Origin of the sequence: Hungatella hominis, from assembly GCF_014288005.1 — a bacterium.
GTDB lineage: Bacteria > Bacillota > Clostridia > Lachnospirales > Lachnospiraceae > Hungatella > Hungatella effluvii.
In genome coordinates, this window is record NZ_JACOPB010000004.1 from 188,605 (window position 1) to 205,879 (window position 17,275).

The window sequence follows — 17,275 nt, forward strand, 5'->3', positions numbered from 1 at the left end:
TTTATTTTTGTTTTTTATTTATTTTCTTCTTTAGAATGTTTATCTGCAGCCTGTTTCAAACCATACAGCACCAAAGAGATCGTGATAACCGCATAACCTACAAACACTCGGAAATACTCTCCGATCTGTGCGTCGCCAAACAGCTGATTCCCCGCGAGCGGCGAGGTAAAGAACAGGATATGAAACAAAGCTGCTCCCAGAAACACATGGCCAATGCTGGCCTTTTTAATGGATGCACCACCTACCAAAAGAGCGGCAATCGCATACTGCCCAACCTGCTCATGGCTGCTGAATGTATTCATGTTGCCCATATTCTGTAAATAAATCACCTGACCGAGGGCTGCTATAATCGTAGAAAATGTAATAGAGAACAGACGGCAGCGTCCTACATTGATTCCGGAGACAATGGCAACATCCATGTTCTGCCCCGTCGTCCGGATATCCTGTCCGATCTTTGTCCTGGATATAAATGCGGTTAGAAGACAGAGCAGAGCAATGATCATCCCAACAACCATGGGAATCTGTGTTGCTGCACACGCCGATTGGAGAGGCGGAACCAGCCAAACCAGCGCGGCAGATATCGTAAGCACCACCGCAGCTGCCGCAGACTTACGGCTGCCTTTTACAGCTTCCAAAAGAGTCCCCCCGCATCTCTTTTTCTTTCGCAGTACCAAGACTGCAAGCACTGCCACTGCCGTAAGCGCTGCGTATATCAGAGACCAATCCAGCGTTATGCGCCAGATGTGATCCAAATAATTCTTAACATCATCATGAAATGCAATGGTATTTTTAAGGCCCACTCCGTTGGACAGCATCAGTTCCGCATCCTGAAACGGGATCACACGGCCCAGCAGGATCAAAAAAGTCAGATCAAACAAACCAATTGAAAAATAGCCCAGGATAATCCCCGTAATCATCTCCTGGCCAACAGCCCGGTTCATCAGTTTTCCGACTGCCAATCCAAACAGACCGCCCAGAATGCTGGCAATCACCGCTGCGAGGAGCATACCCGGCGCACCGCCGATATTCCAGTGGGTGATCATCACCAGAGCGATCTCCCCCGCCATCGCTCCCACTACAATACTGAAGTTCAGTCCCATTCCACAAAGGACAGGTAAAATCAGTGATAAAATTAAAACCGCATTCCTCGAAATACGGGCCACTGTCTCTTTCACAATATAGCCGAGAGGCTGGCCGGAGCAAAGAATGCTTCCAATACATAAAATGACGAATAGCAGCGTCACGGCATTCCTGCTCAATACATTTCGTACTCTTGCTTTCATCAGATTTTCCTCCCATCGATCTTTGTCAATGCGTAAAGGATAACTCCGTTACAGATAATGACCCTCGCAATTTCAGACAGGCTGCTTCCATCGTCGATGAGCTGCGCCGAGACAACCGGTGCTATCGTCAGAATCGCCTGATAAAGTACAACACCAATGATTACATGCCAGATATTGGCCTTCTTCAGGGTCGCACCTCCGACCAGGATCGCCGCAATAGCCGGAAATGCCATGTTACGAGGTGCAGTATACAGCTGATACATACCGATTCCCTGTGCGTAGATCACAATTCCTATGGCGCCGCAGATTGTGGATAATACAGTACCCATTACCCGCATCCTGTCATTATCGATTCCGATTGACTTTCCGAACATAGGATTCATACCGCTGACTTTCATCATAACTCCGGTTTTGCTCTTCTGAAATGCCCAGAATGCCAAACACCCCAGTCCAAATACAAGGAATAATCCCGTAGGAATCGTGACATTTCCGATCTTAAACGCCAGCAGATTGTTTAATACTTTATCGTAAAACCCATCCAGGGTAATCGTGCTGCGCACTCCATTTCCCATGGCCCATTTAATTCTCGGATCTGTAAAAAACGGAAACAGCATCCATCCCATACACATCAGTGAGACAATGGAAAAATTGATATACGTTCCCACCATCATCTCAGAACCACGCAGCCGGTTTAAGAGCAGACCATATAAGAACCCCACAACCGTTGCAAATACAGACCCCAGTACACATGCCGCGAGAATTCCCTTCATCCCCTGAATTCCCCATTCTACAGAAAGTACGCCGGCCAGCTGGCCGCAGAGAATTCCAAGCGGAAGTGCAAAATTCAAGCCGACACCACACTCTACCATAGGAAGCATGGCTAAAACAAAGAAGCTGTTAAGTCCGATACGGACCAACACATCTGAAACAATGGTTCCACTGTCCAGATGCAGTGTAAATGTAAGCAGAACGAGGACGGCCAGAAATACCATGATAATAAATCTGGAAAAGCCGATTGCCTGATACAGACGCTTAATCTGCTGCATGACTCCCCACCTCCTTCTGTTCCTTTCTGAATCCGTTTTCTTCCTTTTTGGCTCTGCCCTGTTCCTCCATTGCTTCGGCGGAACTGCTCATAAGCAGGCCAAATTTGTATTCTTCATCGTTGGGCTTTAAGATACCGGCCAGTTTTCCCTCGGTGACAATCGCAATGCGGTCGCAGACGGATCGCAGTTCGGCCAGTTCCGAGGAAGTCATAATGATTGTCATATGGCGTTCCCGGTTTAACTGCACCAGATAATTAAGAATCAGCTTCTTCGCCCCGATATCGATTCCTCTCGTCGGCTCTGAGATAAAGAGCACCTCCGGATTCATAGCCAGCGCCTTGGCAATCGATACCTTCTGCTGGTTTCCTCCGCTCAGCCGCTTGCAGGGCTGACTGCTGCTGGTACACCGGATATCGATCTCTTCGATCATCTTTTTTGCATATTCGGCCGCCGCCTTCTTGTTATAAAAGCGCATAAAACCAATGTGTTTCAAATACTCCTGATTCACCCGAAGGGCAGCGATTACTGTATTCATCTCTATGGAGGCGTCCAGATTCAAACCAACGCCTCTCCGGTCCTCCGACACAAACATAATCTTTTTCTTAAGGGTTGACAACGTATCCGCTACAGAAAGAGTCTCTCCACGGTACAGGACCTCGCCCGACGCAGGATACAGTCCCATGATACCATTGGCGATCCCCACCTTCCCATGGCCGGCCAGACCGCCGATTCCCAAGATTTCCCCTTCTCTCACCTCCAGGTCGATTCCTTTTACCAGCTCTCCCGGCATCTCCACATGAAAGTTTTTCATGGACAGAATAACCGGGCTATATAACTCGGACTCCGTTTTTGGCTCCTTCGTCACCAACTCCACCTTTCGTCCAATCATCATCTCTGACAGCTGAATCGCCGTCACGCCCTCCATATCGCACTGACTGACGAGCTCTCCGTTGCGCAGTACGACCGCGGTGTCCGCATATTGTATAGCCTCATCCAGACGGTGACTGATAAAGATAAAAGAGATTCCCTGATCCGCGACTGCGCGCACACAGTCCAGAAACTGTTTAGCCTCCCCTTCCGTCAGCACCGCTGTCGGCTCATCCAGAACGACCAGCTTTATATTTTTTTTATTCAGTTCTCTTGCGATCTCCACAAACTGCTTGTAACCGACGGACACATCCTCTACCGCTACTGTTTCACTCAGCCCCTCGAGTCCGAGAGAGTTAAGCGTCTTCCTTGCATCCGCTCTCATTGAGACCTTATCGACCGTCTCCAGCTTTCTGCTTATAATGCGACTGAACAGATTACCCTTCGTAATCTCCCGATTCAAGCGAATATTCTCCGCTATCTCATACCCATCGATCAGCATAAATTCCTGATGAACCATTCCAATTCCCAGTTCAGAAGCATCCGAGGGTTTCATGATCTTCACCGGCTTCCCTTCGAAGAGGACATCTCCTGAAAAACCGCCGGTAGAGTGGATCACGTCCATTCCGAAAAGTATATTCATAAGTGTCGATTTGCCTGCCCCGTTTTCACCGAGCAGTGCTAATATCTGCCCTTTTTTCAGACGGATACTGACATCCTTAAGTACCCGAACTCCGTAATATTCCTTTCCTATGTGATTCATTTCCAGAAGGTACTCATATCCCACTGCCTCGTCACCCCCATTCTCTCCTGATTATCATCGCAGACCGCTAAACGTATCCTTGTAATATTCCCCGCCCCTCATAACGACGAGAATCTTTTCCTGGTTCTGTAAAATTCTGATGTCCTCCAGAGGATCTCCGTCTACAATAAGAATATCTGCTTCCTTCCCCGTTTCTACAGAACCGGTTATAGAATCAATACCCAGCAGTTCTGCATTCGCACTGGTTGCCGCCCGGATACAGTCCATCGCGGTCATTCCCCAGCGGTTTAAGCACTCCAGTTCTCTCGCCGTCTCCCCGTGATTAATCAGCACACCTCCGCAGTCAGTTCCGATGCCAATCTTAATTCCCATCTCCAGAGCCTTGCGGAACATCTTTTCCTGGTTTACCAGAGCCTTTCTTGAATTCTCAATTGTGGAGCTGCCAAGACCGTACTTTGCGCCATCTGCCATCAGCTGGTAAACGATTGTGGTAGGTACCCAGAATGTTCCATGAGCTTTCATCAACTCCAGAGTCTCTTCATTAATCATCATTCCATGTTCGATGGAAGCCACGCCGTTCTCGATACAGTATTTGGCTGACTTCGCGGTATGGCAGTGAGCCGCTACCTTTTTACCTGAATTTGCGGCTTCCTCACACAGAGCCTCAATCTCCTTTTGGGAAAACTCGTCTCTGGGCTTACCAAGGAAAGGATCATACAAACCGGAGGTAACATAAATCTTAATTAGGTCCGCGCCTGCCGCTACTTCCGTGCGGATCGCTCTCCTGCATTCGGCTTCTCCATCTACACAGTGTCCGGAACCGCCTGCATCCGGTCTGGACCACTGATACTCTGTAGACATGGAAGCATGGCCGCCCGTCTGATTAATCGCCTTTCCTGAAGCGATGATCCTGGGTCCGGGAAGCAGTTTCTGATTGATTACATTCCTGACCGCAATCACGCAGTCACCAATGTCCGCCACATCGCGCACGGTTGTGATACCGGCACGGATCGTCTCCAGCGCATTCCAGTAAGAACGCATCGTGCGGGTTGGAAGATTATACTGAGCAACTTCGTTAATAACATTGTTGGAGGCGGTTGTCTCCAGATGTGTATGCGCATCCATCAGTCCCGGCATCAGCGTACGTCCGCCGCAGTCAACAATCTCTGTGCCCTCCAAAATCTCCACCCCGGACGCAGCCCCCACATTCACAATGGTACTGCCGTCCACCACAACTGTACCATCCGGAATATAACCGCCCCTGCCGTCAATTACTCTTGCATGTGTAAATGCTTTCATAGCCCCTTACCTCGTACTTTCCCGTCTATTTCACAGAGAATATGCAATCGATATCCTTATATTCGATATATATTCCGTCAAAATTATAGTGAATTAAACGAATTTATAGTTTGCAATCGATTTCAGTTTATGCTATGATTATAGTCGTAGCAATCCTACTTTGTCAAGTATTAAAAAAAATTTATATAATGCCTTTACATTTTTTCCTTATTTTGGATATAATCTACAATAGCGGGGGAGTTCTGTAAACTGACGGAGAAGGGATTGGAATTTCCAATGAGATACGATAACTATAAAAAGAGAGAGTGCATCGCCTATGACAATCTATGATATTGCAAAAGAAGCCGGCGTTTCCGCCAGCAGTGTGTCCCGTGTTATCAATAACAAAACAGGGGTTAATCCGGAAGTAAGAAAAAAAGTGCAGAAGCTTTTAAAGAAGTACCACTATACCCCCGACGCCGCAGCCCGAGGCCTGGTCAGCCAGTCTTCCCGCATTATCGGAATTCTGATCGCGGATATCCGTAACATCCATCATACTGATGGGGCTTACTATATTGAGCGCAAGCTGGCCGCCCTTAACTACTGCTGCGTTATCTTAAATACCGGTGACGATGATGAATCGCGCGCCCAGGCAATCTCTATTCTGGAGCAGCGCCGTGTGGAGGGAGCAGTGCTGATCGGCTCCTCCTTTCAGACAGAATCCGTTGCACAAGCCATCAAGCGCCATCTGAGCAAGGTGCCGATCGTCATGATCAATGCCTTCTTAGATGCGCCGAATATTTACGGAGTTCTGTCCGATGAATTGCATGGAGTGGAAGCCTGTGTAAACCTTCTGGCGGAAAAAGGGCGAAAACGCCTGGCATTTGTCCGCGACTGCCATACGCCAAGCTGCGAATTAAAGGTGGAAGGATTTCGCAGAGGCATACGTCTTCTCGACCAGACAGAGCCCTGGATTTACGATTCCCACGGCACCACGGCAGCGGACGGAAAGAGAGCCACTCTGGAAGTTTTAAAGGATCACCCGGATGTGGATGGAATCATTTATTCTGTCGATTTAATCGCTACCGGAGGCATACGGGCGCTGTATGACCTGGGTATTGCTATCCCGGATCAGGTATCCGTCATTGGTGTCGATAACTCCATCTATGGTGAAATCTGCATTCCCACGCTTACGTCACTGGATAACAAAACCTTTGACTCCAGCATTGCCGCCTGCCGGATCTTGATCGACTGCCTGGAAAACCGTACTACGACACGACAGATGATTCTTCCCTCCGCCATCGTTGTCAGGGAATCGACTCCCTGATTCTGCGTTTCAGAAAATTAATTTTAGGGATTGCCTTTCTTGAAAAAATCTGATATAGTGTGATTGCAATCGATTTCACTGTGTAACCCGAAGACTTGTTTTCTGAAAGAAGGTATTCACAATGATTTTTTCGAGTTTAAATTCCACAAATGATTTTTCTCTCTGTCCATCAGCGATCAGACGCGCTGTTGAATATTTAAAAACAACCGACTTTTTCCATATGGAACCGGGAGACTACCCGCTTGAGGGAAATCTCATGTATGTCAAAGTATTTGATCAGACCTCCATTCCGTTTGAAGATACCCGCCCTGAAATACATCACCACTATGCAGATGTACAGTACTGGCCGGAGGGTGAAGATCTTGCAGGCATCACCCCGAATCCGGGTACTTATGCGGTAGCGGAGGCTCACGAGAGCGACGACCTCTATTTCCTGGAGGATATTCAGAACGAAAGCTTTATCCACTGTCTCCCTGGCTGCATTGCCGTCTATTTCCCATGGGATGTTCACCGCCCCAGTGTGGCTTATGAAGGGAAACCCATTACATACCGCAAAGTAGTCGTCAAAGTACATATGGATTTAATGAAAGACTCGATTTAAATAGTCCATTGGTTGTTCCAGAAAAGAGGACCCACAGAGGCAAAAGCCTCTCTGCGGGTCCCCTTTAAGTATTTCACTGACAAACATGTATAAATAAACTCTCCCCGCTCGCACCGTCATATTCCGTTCTGCTCAAACCATTCACGGAATTCCAGTGCGTCCTCTAGCGCATGATGCCACCCAAACCGCTTCAAATCCACCCGGTTCTCGTCGTCAACGATTACGCCCTCCGCTTCCAGAAGCTTCTTCTGCGTATCCGGAGTTCGAAAGGAAGCCGCCCCGCTTAGATATCCGGAGGCATTCACCACGCGATGTGCAGGCAGATCCTTTCCCCCCAGGCGGCGGTTCAGTGCATACCCCACCTGCCTCGAATTCCTGGGTTTCCCGCATAACAGGGCGATCTGGCCATAGGTGGCCGCTTTTCCATATGGAATATGATTCATGACGAATCTGACACGCTCATAAAAATCCATAGTACCTCTTCCATCATAAGCCAATCATCTGCTCGATTGCGGCCTGGGGCTTCACGCCCACGGAGGTGGCAACCGCCTTTCCTTCCTTCATCAGAATCAGCGCCGGAATGCTCATAATATGAAACTTCTCAGCCAGCTCCCTCTGCTCTTCCACATTGACCTTTCCCACCTTGATATGGGGATTTTCCTCGGCAATTTTATCTACAACAGGGGAAAGCTTTTTACACGGCCCGCACCATGGCGCCCAGAAATCGAGAAGCACCGGCTTTCCTGAAGTAACGACTTCCTCATGATAATTATTATTTGTGATTGAAAATACAGACATTTTATTTGTACTCCTTTTATTCATTGATTGATGATATAAGAATACACGAAAACGAACTGCTTTACAGTGACTTTGTTACACACGTTATTTGTTCCGGGTGCATACCGATACATTTCCGGCCAGCTACCGCAGACTATCCGCCGCCAACTCCGTGAGCCTCTTCTCATTCAGAAGCTCGATTCCTCCGCGGGTCAGCTTAACCAGGCCATCCGCCTGAAATGCCCTCAGCATCCGGGTGATAACCTCCCTGGCCGTCCCCATGTGGCGGGCGATCTGGTCGTGGGTGATAGAAAGCTTCCGGCTCTCATCAAGCCCGCTCTCCTCCAGCAAAAATGCCGCAAGACGGCTGTCGATCTTCTTGTTCAGCACCTGGTCCATCAGCCACATCACATCGGAAAAACGCGCCGCCATCAGCTCATTGGTAAAATTGGCAACCGCCGCGCTTTTGTCCATCAGATCTCTGTAGACATCGACTGGGATATGAAGAATCTCCGTGACCTGCTCTGCTTCCACGATTACATCGAACAGGATACTCTTCACCATACAGGGCGCTGAAAATATACATAAATCCCGTTCCAGCAGCCGGTACAGTGTCAGTTCCCTGCCCTCATCCGATATGGTATAGACCCGCAGCTGTCCGTCCAGCGTCAGAATCAGCCCGGTGCACTCATCAGATCCGTGGTGAAGCACCTGCCCTTTTTCAAACCGGCGTCTCTGCACGCTTCCAGCCAGTGTCCTCTGCTCTGCTTCCGTCAATTTTTTCCAAAATGGAAGGTATTCTCCCAACTCCATGAACATTCCCTCTTTCTGCTTCCACTATCCATTATATTACCTTTTACCGAAAAATGACCTCGTCGTTGCAGTCGAACAGGCGGAAAAATTCGGAATACTCCATACGGCCCGCCTTTAATTCTTCTGCCAGAAGAAGAAGTGTCACGGAATCTATCGCGCCGCCGCAGAGTCCGGAGCGCATGTGGATATTTTCCAGACGATCTTTAAAGCCTCCGGTAAAGGATCCCGACACAAAAGCAAACCGGTAATCAGTCACGCCTTCATCAAATACTTTCCACCAGCGGTTCGGATTGATCTTCTCGTTCCGCTCCTTATTTTCCTCCAAATAGCGGTACATCTCGTCCGCCTGCTTGATCGGAAGGGAGTATCCTTTTCCATACGCCTTATTGTCGATAATCATGCCGTCTTTTCCATAGTAAATGCAGACATCCGGCTTCCTGGTATCTCCCAGTCTTCCTCCCAGGAAATCCAGTTCCCTGGTGAGAAGCTCCGCCGTCTGAATCTCATAGTCGCGGTCTGATGTGCCATCGAAGCCCAGATCGATTAAAAGCAGATACTCGTGGCTTACATGGGCCAGCCGCTCTCTGACGCTGTCCTTTACGACAGCCATATCGGATTTTACAGAAATCCGGCCCGCATCGTCCGCCGGAATCTCCAGGCCTGCGATATCGTCCATGATCTTATACGTCTTTCCGGTACGCTTCACATTTAAGCCGATGTTCTCAAAACCACGGATATCATCCTTAATGGTCTCCACCGTCTCTTCCAGTCCCATCGTCTCCAGATAGGCCTTCACCTGCTCCGGCGAACGATAATCCTTCAGAAGGTACTGGATAATACGGGTCCTCCGGTTCCTTAAGTAATCCCGGTCTGCCGCCTTCGTTGCCAGCATATCCCACATCACCCGCTTCGGTATCCGGGCAAACTTCGAGACACCTGTTGTATGCTTAAACACGGTTCTCCCCTTTAACGTAAGCCGGTAGGACTGGGGTATGGTTCCCTCATACCGCCTGGTTCCGGCATCCTCTGCCGCCGTCTTCGCCGCCTGTTCCACCCAGCCCATCTGTTTCAGCCAGCTGCAGATGGTTCGGACGTATTTATCACTGGTTCCCTCTGTATCCTGAAGAAGCTTTGCCCTGTCCTCCTCCGCCGTTTCGGAGAGTCCCTGCAGGATCATATGCTGCGGAATCGAGGTAAAACCGGCCTCACCGATAAAGCCCAGTTTGGCTCCTATTTCAAACTTTGTCAGATGGTCGCCCGCTGCCAGCAGCGAAAGCACCCGGCAGACAGGAGGATAGGAAAGAAATGCCGTTGTAAGCGCCTCCTCCTCTTCTTTGCTCCCTGCTTCCGCCTCCGCATAGGAACGTCCCAGATCGGACAATGAACAGGTATCGCCATTTCTGTCATAATTCAAAAAACCGATGCTGACCGCCCAGCGCAGAAATGAATCTGCCGGCCAGTCACTCTGATACTCTTTTCTCTGCCCGGGCAGCACCGCCTGTATGATGCCAGAACACGGAGCATTACTTCTCGTATATCCCTTCGGTGTCCCTTTCCCTTTCAGATGGGCGTACGGCACGATGACCGGATCAGCCTCCAGCTCCTCTATAAATTCCGCTTTGCCATCTTCATCTGAAATGAGCCGGACCAGTTTGTCCTCTATTAACCGTCTGTTGACGGGAGACCCCGGCACAAAGACCGATACCACATTTTTTAAATTCTCCAGCTTATAGGCCTCCTGTACCCAGCCAAATGTTCTGACAGCCACTCGGAACACCTCCTTTTCATCTTTCGTCTGCATTACCCACAACCGAGAGCTCCGCCGCCTTCTCCGCATGAATCAGGGCCGTATCAAACAGCGGCACCTCCGTGTCCCCGTCCTTTACCAGAAGGCCAATCTCTGTACAGCCAAGGATCACTCCCTGGGCGCCCCTCTCTTTTAAATGGGCGATGATCGTTAAATATGCCTCTTTTGATGTCTCAGACAGGATACCCCGGCACAGCTCCTCGTAGATCACCCGGTTCACGGTTTCGATCTCTGCCGCCTCCGGAATGAGCACCTCCACGCCGTACTCTGCCAGTTTTCCCTTATAGAAATCCTGAGTCATGGTATATTTCGTTCCCAACAGTCCCACACGCTCCATGTTCTCTGCCTTCAGCCTCAGAGCGGCCGCCTCCGCAATATGCAGGACGGGAATCTCGATCTTACTCTGAATCTGAGGCGCTACCTTGTGCATGGTATTCGTGCAGATTACGATAAAATCAGCCCCCGCCTTCTGCAGGCTTTTGGCCGCCTCTCCCAGTATTTCTCCGCTTCTCTCCCACTCTCCCGCGGCCTGGCACTCTTCGATCTCCTGAAAATCCACGCTGTAGAGAATGCATCTGGCGGAGTGGAGACCTCCCAGCCTCTCTTTCACCGCCTCATTGATAACCTGATAATAAGTAACCGTGCTTTCCCAACTCATTCCGCCGATCAGGCCGATTGTCTTCATCTCTTCTCTTCCTCCATTTTCTGGCACGACGGACAGTAATAGACCGCCCCGCCCAGATAAGTTTCCTTTACAATCTCTCCGCCGCATGCGGTACAGCCAGAAGCCAATGTATTCTTTGACATCAATGTCTGATAGCCCCCTGGATTTCCAAAGAAATCTTTTTCGGTGTCGCGCCCGCCCTGTTCCGTCATGGTTTGAAGCACCGTCTTTACCTGTTTCCACAGAACGTTCTTTTCACAGTCTGAAAGGCTGGAAACCTTGCGTTTCGGATGAATTCCCGCCTGAAACAGGATATCCTGGAGGCAGCCGTTGCCAAGCCCCGGCATCCGCTGCTCCGTAGCCAGAAACGCCTTGACGCTCATGGCCGGTTTCACAGAAGCCAGCAGTTCGTTAAAGTACCCTTCAACAAATTCCTCCATCAGCGGCGAAATGCTCTCGATACTCTTTCTGTAGTACTCATTGTCATAATCTCCCGAATGGCACGAAATACTGCCATACATGGCTACTGTAAATGCAATCGCAGACCCATCCGTAAATTCCAGGAGAAGCTGGTATTTCTTCGGACGAACCTCTTCCTTCCGAATAAAACGGGGATTTACTCCGTCATTGAAACACAGCCTGACGCCGCTGTCGAATTCCAGTTCCGAAAAGATACCAAAACCAGCCGCGTCAGTCACCGTATGACCGGCCAGAAATGCCTGATACTCCTCCGGCTCATGGTTAAACCAGCAGAATTTGTGGGGTGAGGAAGGGGGATATACCGCGGATACCGTCTTTCCTCTCACTGTCTCTCTCATCTGTTTTGCCAGGTTTATGGCCTCCGGCAGTTCAATCATCGCGTGTCCTCCATTCTGACGGCCTTAAACCGTTCCTTCAGCAGTCCCTTTATATATTCGGTATCATAAGTCAAAATCTCCTGTTTCTCATCTCTGGTGTTATATGCTTTCAAAATTATGTTCCCATTCTGAAAATCAGAAAACTCGATATCGTCGTAAATATCATACTCCCGATCCATTAGTTCGTGACCATTTATTCCCTCCGGCTCTGTAAAAGGATTCTCAAAGTCGAGAATCATGACATCAAATGGGCAGGCCCAGAAACAGCCTGTCACTGCCAGAAGGCCGGATTTACTGTCATATACTGCATCTGTCCAGATAAAACTCTCCTGAAAATCTTCCTGTTTATCCGGATAGACACATGCCGGTATATAACGGAACACCTCGCCCGTCTCCACACAGAAAATACTGTATCCATATAAATCCTCCCGAAATACCAGATACCGCTTCCCATTCCGGTGGTGAATCAGCCGGCAGAAATCCCCGTCATCATCCAGGTTCCTCCAGCTTAGCAGAACGGTTCCGTCCTCTCCCACAAGATCATGGATCACCGCATGGATATTCCCCTTTAACGTTCCTGTATAATAGCGGGAGCACAAAGACAAACTATCGTCTAAAACCGCTGTTTCCGGTATCCCCTTCTGCTCTTCTCTGTGTTCCTCATTGAATATGGAAGAGAAAGATTCCCGATAGTGAAGATAGGCTTCGCTGTAAGCTACGTTCATCTGCCTCACCTCCTTTTCTGATTGGCTGTCTTGTATTTTTTTTATCTATTTGATTTCTATGTATTTTTATATTCTATCATAAACACGAAATTCGCGAAAGTCCTCATGAAAGGTTTCAATCTGTATCTGTTCCGGCATGCATGTCCGCCAAAGCTGAAATGCGTGCTGCATCAAGGCCGCTCCAGATTGACAAGCTTCGTGTAATATTATACACTGTCCATAACATCATGCTTTCTTATCAGACAAATAAAGTCTTAGCAGAACGGATTCAGAAGGGAAGGACAATGGACAAAAACAATATTCCGGTTATTACGTGTATGTGTTCCGGTATGACAATCGGGCTTGCCATCGGTGGTGCGGTTGGCCTGGCACAGGGAAGAGCAGGCATAACAATGTGTTATGGCTTATTATTTGGAATGATTATTGGAGTGATAATAGGAACTGTCATTAAGAAAGTCAAAGAAAAAGAATAATACTTGTAATGTCGGTTTGCTTTACTCTGCTTTGTGTCATTTATGGAATTATATCCAACAATCCTTATGAGATAACTTTAATACCATAAGTATTATTGAATACTTATGGAAGAACCGGAAAAAGCAGCGGCTAATAAATGGATCATTATTCATGGAGGTATACGATGAAGCATGAAACAGAGGGTCTGCATGGACAAAAAGGCAGAACAGAGCAAGTCTCCCAATTTCAGAGAGCATGCAGTCAGATCTGTACCTGCTGCCAGCTCCCTTCCAGCGGACATTTTACAGTTGGAAAGATTTATGCATTCAAATATATCATTGATGCACAGCAAGTCATGGATGAGGAGGAGGAATGGGTTACTCTGTGCGATCAAGCATTCGATTCTTGTTTTGAAGATATTACGGAAGTGACTACTTCTTTCTGCCCAATGTCTTTTGACAAAACAATATACCATATATATCTGATTTTGGACGAAGATAGCAATAATCGCAAGGAGATAAAAGCCTGCGCCAAAGTCCTGAATATTAACTATCTTAAGGCAAGAGAAAAATTGAATCACAAACGGTGTTTGCTGACAAGCGGGGAAGCCGGTATGATACAGGGAGTGCTGGAGAAATTATCTGCTTTTGATGTACACTATGAAATCGAACCTCCTTATCCTTATTAACAAACACCCCGATAAAGCCCCATGCCCTTACCCTCTACTCTCACTCAAACAATGACATCTGAACCCCCGCCTGTTTATCCTCAAAGGTATGCATATACTCAAACAGCCGATTGCTGCTGCAGACCATTCCCGTATTACGGCATTCTTCTTTTACCAAAGCGAGCAGACGCCTGGTATCCGGCGACGGGATCTCGTAGCTATTTCCATAGGTACGAATATAGCGCTCCTTCATCCCCGGAAAATGCTGATCCAGCTGCGCATAGAAATACTGCCTGTCCCCATCCCGCAGCGTCACGCCGATGCCAAAGAGCATCAGCCCGTATACCGACGCGTCACGGCAGTATGACAGAATGCCGCGTATGTTCTCCTCTGTATCGTTTATAAATGGAAGAATCGGAGACAGCCAGACGATGGTTGGAATCCCCTCCTCCTTAAGAATCCGCAGCACCTCCGCTCTGCGTCCGGTTGTGCAGACATTCGGCTCGATGATCCGGCAAAGTGCCTCATCATACGTCGTAAGCGTCATGGAAACCACACACTTCGTCTTCCGGTTGATGCTTTTTAATAAATCCAGGTCGCGCAGGATTAAATCCGATTTCGTCTGGATGGACAGACCAAATCCATAGTAATCGATCAGTTCCAGACTCCGCCGGGTAAGACAGAGCCGCTTTTCCAGATGTAAATAGGGGTCGCTCATAGCGCCTGTTCCGATCATACATTTCTTTCGTTTGCTCTTAAGCGCCTTCTCCAACAGTTCTGCAGCGTTGGACTTTACTTCAATATCTTCAAACGCATGATCCATCTGATAACAGGTGCTTCTGGCGTCGCAGTAAATGCATCCGTGCGTGCAGCCTCTGTAAAGATTCATGCCGTTCCGTGCAGACAGAATCGACTTTACCTGTTTTTCATGCATACAGGTTCCTCCTAATTTCCATTTCCATTTCCATTTCAAAATCGAATATAATCGAACTGTAACTACAATACCACACTAATCACGTCATCTGTATGTCATGTTTATTCATTTCTCCGCTGTCCGCCGGCAATTATTTTTATACAAAAACGGCATCGAAGCAGGAAGCAGCAGAGGATATTATATCTCTCTGCTGTGTGTCCTGCTCCGATGCCGTGATGGTTAAAGGCCCCGCAGGCAGAGCCTGCCCCGCTTGATCGGGTACAGTACCTGCCTCACCGCTCTCTGGAGTCAAATACCCCGCAGCAAGCTGCGGGGTATTTGACCCTCGCGGCAGTCGCCGGATGGACATGCCAGCATGTCCGTCCGGCTCGTTGCTCGCGGGAATAAACGGTCGCTGTTCATCCACTCCTCAGCCAATATGGTTTGCCACCTCAAACGCATCCCATATCGCATACATAATATTGGATACCTTCCTTGCGTCTCCCAGCAGATACAGCTCCGGTACGTCAAATTCCAGCTGGCGGTACAGAGAGTCCTCCTCCTGATACCCCACTGCAAGAATTACACTGTCACAGGCGATTTCCCGTTCTTCTCCGCCGCAGGAAGCATGCAGAATTCCGCCCCGATACCCAGTCACTCTGGCGGAGGTTATGGCCTTCACCCCGTGATAGGGAAGCAGGCGTTCCAGCATGTCCTTGTTGGCATGGCACAAGGGGCCGTTGACCGCCATCAGCCGGTCGAGAGCTTCCACGATCGTCACGTTTTTCCCCTGTTCTGCCAGCCAGAGCGCAGTTTCACAGCCGACCAGACCGCCGCCTACGACCACGGTGGTATCTCCGCAGTCCTTTTCCCCGGTCAGGACCTGAGCCGCAGGATATACCCGCTCGTCATCATCCAGGGAAAATACCTTAGGCCTGGAGCCGGTAGCAATGATAACCGCATCATAATTTCCCGCCATAACCATGTCCCGGTCCACACAGGTATGGAAATGTACCGGAACATTGAGGTTCTGAAGCTGAACCTCATACCAGTGCGCCAGTGCGAGATCGTCCTCCTTAAAGTCAGGAGCTCCTCCTGGAATCAGGTTGCCGCCCAGCCTGTCGCCCTTTTCGAACAGCTCCGGCTTATGGCCTCTCACCGCCAGCACTCTGGCGGCCTCACAGCCTGCCGCGCCGCCGCCCACGACCATCACCCGTCTGCTCTTTAGGATGGGTTCATAGGCGGTCACCCGCTCCCTGGCAGCCTGCGGGTTCACCGCGCAGTTAATCATGGAAAATTCCTGAACACGGCCCATACAGCCTTCCTGACAGGAGATACACGGGCGGATCTGTTCCCATTTTCCGGCTCTTAGCTTATTCACATAGTCGGGATCGGCCAGAAGCGGGCGGCCAAGGCTGACGATGTCGCACTCTCCGGCCTCCACAGCCTCGGAGGCCATCTCCGGATTGTCCATACGGCCTGCGCACAGCACCGGGACATCCACAGCCTCTTTCACCATCTTGCAGTACGGACGGAAAAGCCCCTTTTTCTGATACATCGGCGGATGGTTCCACCACCATGCGTCATACGTTCCCACATCGGTGTCCAGTGCATCATAGCCGTACTGCACCAACAGCTTCGCAGTCTCCAGGCCCTCCTCGATATCGCGGCCCTTCTCCTCAAATATTTCTCCCGGCAGAGCGCCTTCCCGCCAGTCCTTAATCATACTCTTTAAGCTGAAACGCAGCACCACGGGAAAATCCTGTCCGCACCGGGACTTGATCTCTTCCACCACTTCCCGGGCGAACCGCAGCCTGTTTTCCAGTGGTCCCCCATACTCGTCCGTCCTCTGGTTGAACATGGAAATGGCAAACTGGTCCAGCAGATAGCCCTCGTGAACCGCATGAATCTCCACGCCGTCAAAACCGCCCCTTTTCGCATGATACGCCCCGTCTCCGAATGACTTTACAATGCTGTGGATCTCCTCCCTCGTAAGCGGCCTGCAGATTTTATCCAGCCACCGGTGCGGAATCGCGGACGGAGCGACCGGCGGAAACTCTCCGAGATTCGTCGGTATTGTCACCCTTCCGAAGCCAGCCGACATCATGAGAAATATCTTGCTTCCGTAGGCATGAACCCGCTCCGTCATCTCCTTCGATGTCCGAATAAAATGAACCGGATTGTACGTGGAATTGGGGCAGTTTGGCATACTCTGGGTCTCAACCTCACAGTCCGAAAAGGTTACACCCGTGATGATCAGACCTGTGCCGCCCTTGGCGCGTTCCGTGTAATAGTCGATTCCCCTCTGATTAAAACCGCCCTCGGCGTCAGCCAGTCCCAGCGGACCCATGGGGGCCAGGGCAAAACGGTTTTTCAATGTGACCGATCCTATTTTGACCGGTGTAAACAGATTCTTGTACTTCATGGCACCCTC

At 49.5% G+C, this 17,275-nt stretch carries 16 protein-coding genes and 1 pseudogene; 4 read left to right on the forward strand and 13 right to left on the reverse strand.

Annotated features, from left to right (window positions below; genetic code table 11):
• Positions 1-14: 14 nt before the first annotated feature.
• Genes H8S75_RS11385 through H8S75_RS11400 form a run of 4 tightly spaced genes read right to left on the reverse strand, consistent with a single transcriptional unit; the run spans position 15 to position 5,258 of the window.
• A complete protein-coding gene (locus H8S75_RS11385; protein ID WP_187021650.1) occupies positions 15-1,283 on the reverse strand; it encodes an ABC transporter permease subunit in 1,269 nt (422 codons plus the stop codon).
• The gene (locus H8S75_RS11390) at positions 1,283-2,329 is read right to left on the reverse strand and encodes an ABC transporter permease subunit (RefSeq protein ID WP_110326445.1); all 1,047 of its coding nucleotides are present in this window, start codon (positions 2,327-2,329) and stop codon (positions 1,283-1,285) included. Before H8S75_RS11390 ends, H8S75_RS11385 begins: the two co-directional genes overlap by 1 nt.
• On the reverse strand, positions 2,316-3,983 hold the full coding sequence (locus H8S75_RS11395) for a sugar ABC transporter ATP-binding protein (protein ID WP_349768905.1): 1,668 nt from the start codon (positions 3,981-3,983) through the stop codon (positions 2,316-2,318). The genes H8S75_RS11390 and H8S75_RS11395 overlap by 14 nt, the downstream gene beginning before the upstream one ends.
• 30 nt (positions 3,984-4,013) lie before the next feature.
• On the reverse strand, positions 4,014-5,258 hold the full coding sequence (locus H8S75_RS11400; RefSeq protein WP_187021652.1) for a metal-dependent hydrolase family protein: 1,245 nt from the start codon (positions 5,256-5,258) through the stop codon (positions 4,014-4,016).
• Positions 5,259-5,574: 316 nt separating this feature from the next.
• Between H8S75_RS11400 and H8S75_RS11405 the strand changes: the two genes are divergently transcribed.
• Together H8S75_RS11405 and H8S75_RS11410 are read left to right on the forward strand one after the other, a co-directional pair.
• The gene (locus H8S75_RS11405) at positions 5,575-6,564 is read left to right on the forward strand and encodes a LacI family DNA-binding transcriptional regulator (RefSeq protein WP_187021654.1); all 990 of its coding nucleotides are present in this window, start codon (positions 5,575-5,577) and stop codon (positions 6,562-6,564) included.
• A gap of 121 nt (positions 6,565-6,685) precedes the next feature.
• Positions 6,686-7,165 carry a NanQ anomerase/TabA/YiaL family protein gene (locus tag H8S75_RS11410; RefSeq protein WP_187021655.1) on the forward strand — a complete coding sequence of 160 codons (480 nt, stop codon included), beginning with the start codon at positions 6,686-6,688 and terminating at the stop codon, positions 7,163-7,165.
• A gap of 116 nt (positions 7,166-7,281) precedes the next feature.
• Here the strand turns inward: H8S75_RS11410 and H8S75_RS11415 are convergent, their stop codons facing one another.
• The 7 genes and pseudogenes from H8S75_RS11415 to H8S75_RS11445 all read right to left on the reverse strand — a co-directional run bounded on the left by H8S75_RS11415 (position 7,282) and on the right by H8S75_RS11445 (position 12,808).
• Positions 7,282-7,638, reverse strand: a complete 357-nt coding sequence (locus H8S75_RS11415) for an MGMT family protein (protein WP_187021657.1) — start codon at positions 7,636-7,638, stop codon at positions 7,282-7,284.
• 13 nt (positions 7,639-7,651) lie between these two features.
• Positions 7,652-7,993, reverse strand: a pseudogene (trxA, locus tag H8S75_RS11420) (thioredoxin); the annotation flags it as partial.
• A 93-nt stretch (positions 7,994-8,086) separates the two neighbouring features.
• Positions 8,087-8,755, reverse strand: a complete 669-nt coding sequence (locus H8S75_RS11425) for a Crp/Fnr family transcriptional regulator (RefSeq protein WP_187021659.1) — start codon at positions 8,753-8,755, stop codon at positions 8,087-8,089.
• A 43-nt stretch (positions 8,756-8,798) separates the two neighbouring features.
• The gene (locus H8S75_RS11430) at positions 8,799-10,523 is read right to left on the reverse strand and encodes a restriction endonuclease FokI C-terminal domain-containing protein (RefSeq protein WP_187021660.1); all 1,725 of its coding nucleotides are present in this window, start codon (positions 10,521-10,523) and stop codon (positions 8,799-8,801) included.
• 16 nt (positions 10,524-10,539) lie between these two features.
• The gene (locus H8S75_RS11435) at positions 10,540-11,247 is read right to left on the reverse strand and encodes an aspartate/glutamate racemase family protein (RefSeq protein ID WP_187021662.1); all 708 of its coding nucleotides are present in this window, start codon (positions 11,245-11,247) and stop codon (positions 10,540-10,542) included.
• Positions 11,244-12,083, reverse strand: coding sequence for a DNA-formamidopyrimidine glycosylase family protein (locus tag H8S75_RS11440; RefSeq protein ID WP_187021664.1), 840 nt, complete (start codon positions 12,081-12,083; stop codon positions 11,244-11,246). The genes H8S75_RS11435 and H8S75_RS11440 overlap by 4 nt, the downstream gene beginning before the upstream one ends.
• Entirely contained in the window at positions 12,080-12,808 is a 729-nt protein-coding gene (locus H8S75_RS11445) for a hypothetical protein (RefSeq protein WP_187021665.1), read from the reverse strand. The genes H8S75_RS11440 and H8S75_RS11445 overlap by 4 nt, the downstream gene beginning before the upstream one ends.
• Before the next feature lie 284 nt (positions 12,809-13,092).
• Here H8S75_RS11445 and H8S75_RS11450 point away from each other — a divergent pair, with 284 nt between their 5' ends.
• Positions 13,093-13,281, forward strand: a complete 189-nt coding sequence (locus tag H8S75_RS11450; RefSeq protein WP_002600560.1) for a hypothetical protein — start codon at positions 13,093-13,095, stop codon at positions 13,279-13,281.
• A 164-nt stretch (positions 13,282-13,445) separates the two neighbouring features.
• On the forward strand, positions 13,446-13,949 hold the full coding sequence (locus tag H8S75_RS11455) for a hypothetical protein (protein ID WP_243270241.1): 504 nt from the start codon (positions 13,446-13,448) through the stop codon (positions 13,947-13,949).
• A 40-nt stretch (positions 13,950-13,989) separates the two neighbouring features.
• On the opposite strand, the gene H8S75_RS11460 is transcribed toward H8S75_RS11455, so the two are convergent.
• Positions 13,990-14,862, reverse strand: a complete 873-nt coding sequence (locus H8S75_RS11460) for an SPL family radical SAM protein (protein ID WP_187021667.1) — start codon at positions 14,860-14,862, stop codon at positions 13,990-13,992.
• Between the two features lie 409 nt (positions 14,863-15,271).
• Complete coding sequence (locus H8S75_RS11465) at positions 15,272-17,266, reverse strand: oxidoreductase (RefSeq protein ID WP_187021669.1); 1,995 nt, start codon at positions 17,264-17,266, stop codon at positions 15,272-15,274.
• Between the last annotated feature and the right edge of the window lie 9 nt (positions 17,267-17,275).

Excerpts from the sequence above, each read along its gene's own strand:
- H8S75_RS11465 (WP_187021669.1), bottom strand. The coding sequence starts at position 17,266 with ATGAAGTACAAGAATCTGTTTACACCGGTCAAAATAGGATCGGTCACA.
- H8S75_RS11390 (WP_110326445.1), bottom strand. The coding sequence starts at position 2,329 with ATGCAGCAGATTAAGCGTCTGTATCAGGCAATCGGCTTTTCCAGATTT.
- H8S75_RS11415 (WP_187021657.1), bottom strand. The coding sequence starts at position 7,638 with ATGGATTTTTATGAGCGTGTCAGATTCGTCATGAATCATATTCCATAT.
- H8S75_RS11435 (WP_187021662.1), bottom strand. The coding sequence starts at position 11,247 with ATGAAGACAATCGGCCTGATCGGCGGAATGAGTTGGGAAAGCACGGTT.
- H8S75_RS11460 (WP_187021667.1), bottom strand. The coding sequence starts at position 14,862 with ATGCATGAAAAACAGGTAAAGTCGATTCTGTCTGCACGGAACGGCATG.
- H8S75_RS11400 (WP_187021652.1), bottom strand. The coding sequence starts at position 5,258 with ATGAAAGCATTTACACATGCAAGAGTAATTGACGGCAGGGGCGGTTAT.
- H8S75_RS11425 (WP_187021659.1), bottom strand. The coding sequence starts at position 8,755 with ATGGAGTTGGGAGAATACCTTCCATTTTGGAAAAAATTGACGGAAGCA.
- H8S75_RS11405 (WP_187021654.1), top strand. The coding sequence starts at position 5,575 with ATGACAATCTATGATATTGCAAAAGAAGCCGGCGTTTCCGCCAGCAGT.
- H8S75_RS11455 (WP_243270241.1), top strand. The coding sequence starts at position 13,446 with ATGAAGCATGAAACAGAGGGTCTGCATGGACAAAAAGGCAGAACAGAG.
- H8S75_RS11385 (WP_187021650.1), bottom strand. The coding sequence starts at position 1,283 with ATGAAAGCAAGAGTACGAAATGTATTGAGCAGGAATGCCGTGACGCTG.
- H8S75_RS11450 (WP_002600560.1), top strand. The coding sequence starts at position 13,093 with ATGGACAAAAACAATATTCCGGTTATTACGTGTATGTGTTCCGGTATG.
- H8S75_RS11410 (WP_187021655.1), top strand. The coding sequence starts at position 6,686 with ATGATTTTTTCGAGTTTAAATTCCACAAATGATTTTTCTCTCTGTCCA.
- H8S75_RS11440 (WP_187021664.1), bottom strand. The coding sequence starts at position 12,083 with ATGATTGAACTGCCGGAGGCCATAAACCTGGCAAAACAGATGAGAGAG.
- H8S75_RS11445 (WP_187021665.1), bottom strand. The coding sequence starts at position 12,808 with ATGAACGTAGCTTACAGCGAAGCCTATCTTCACTATCGGGAATCTTTC.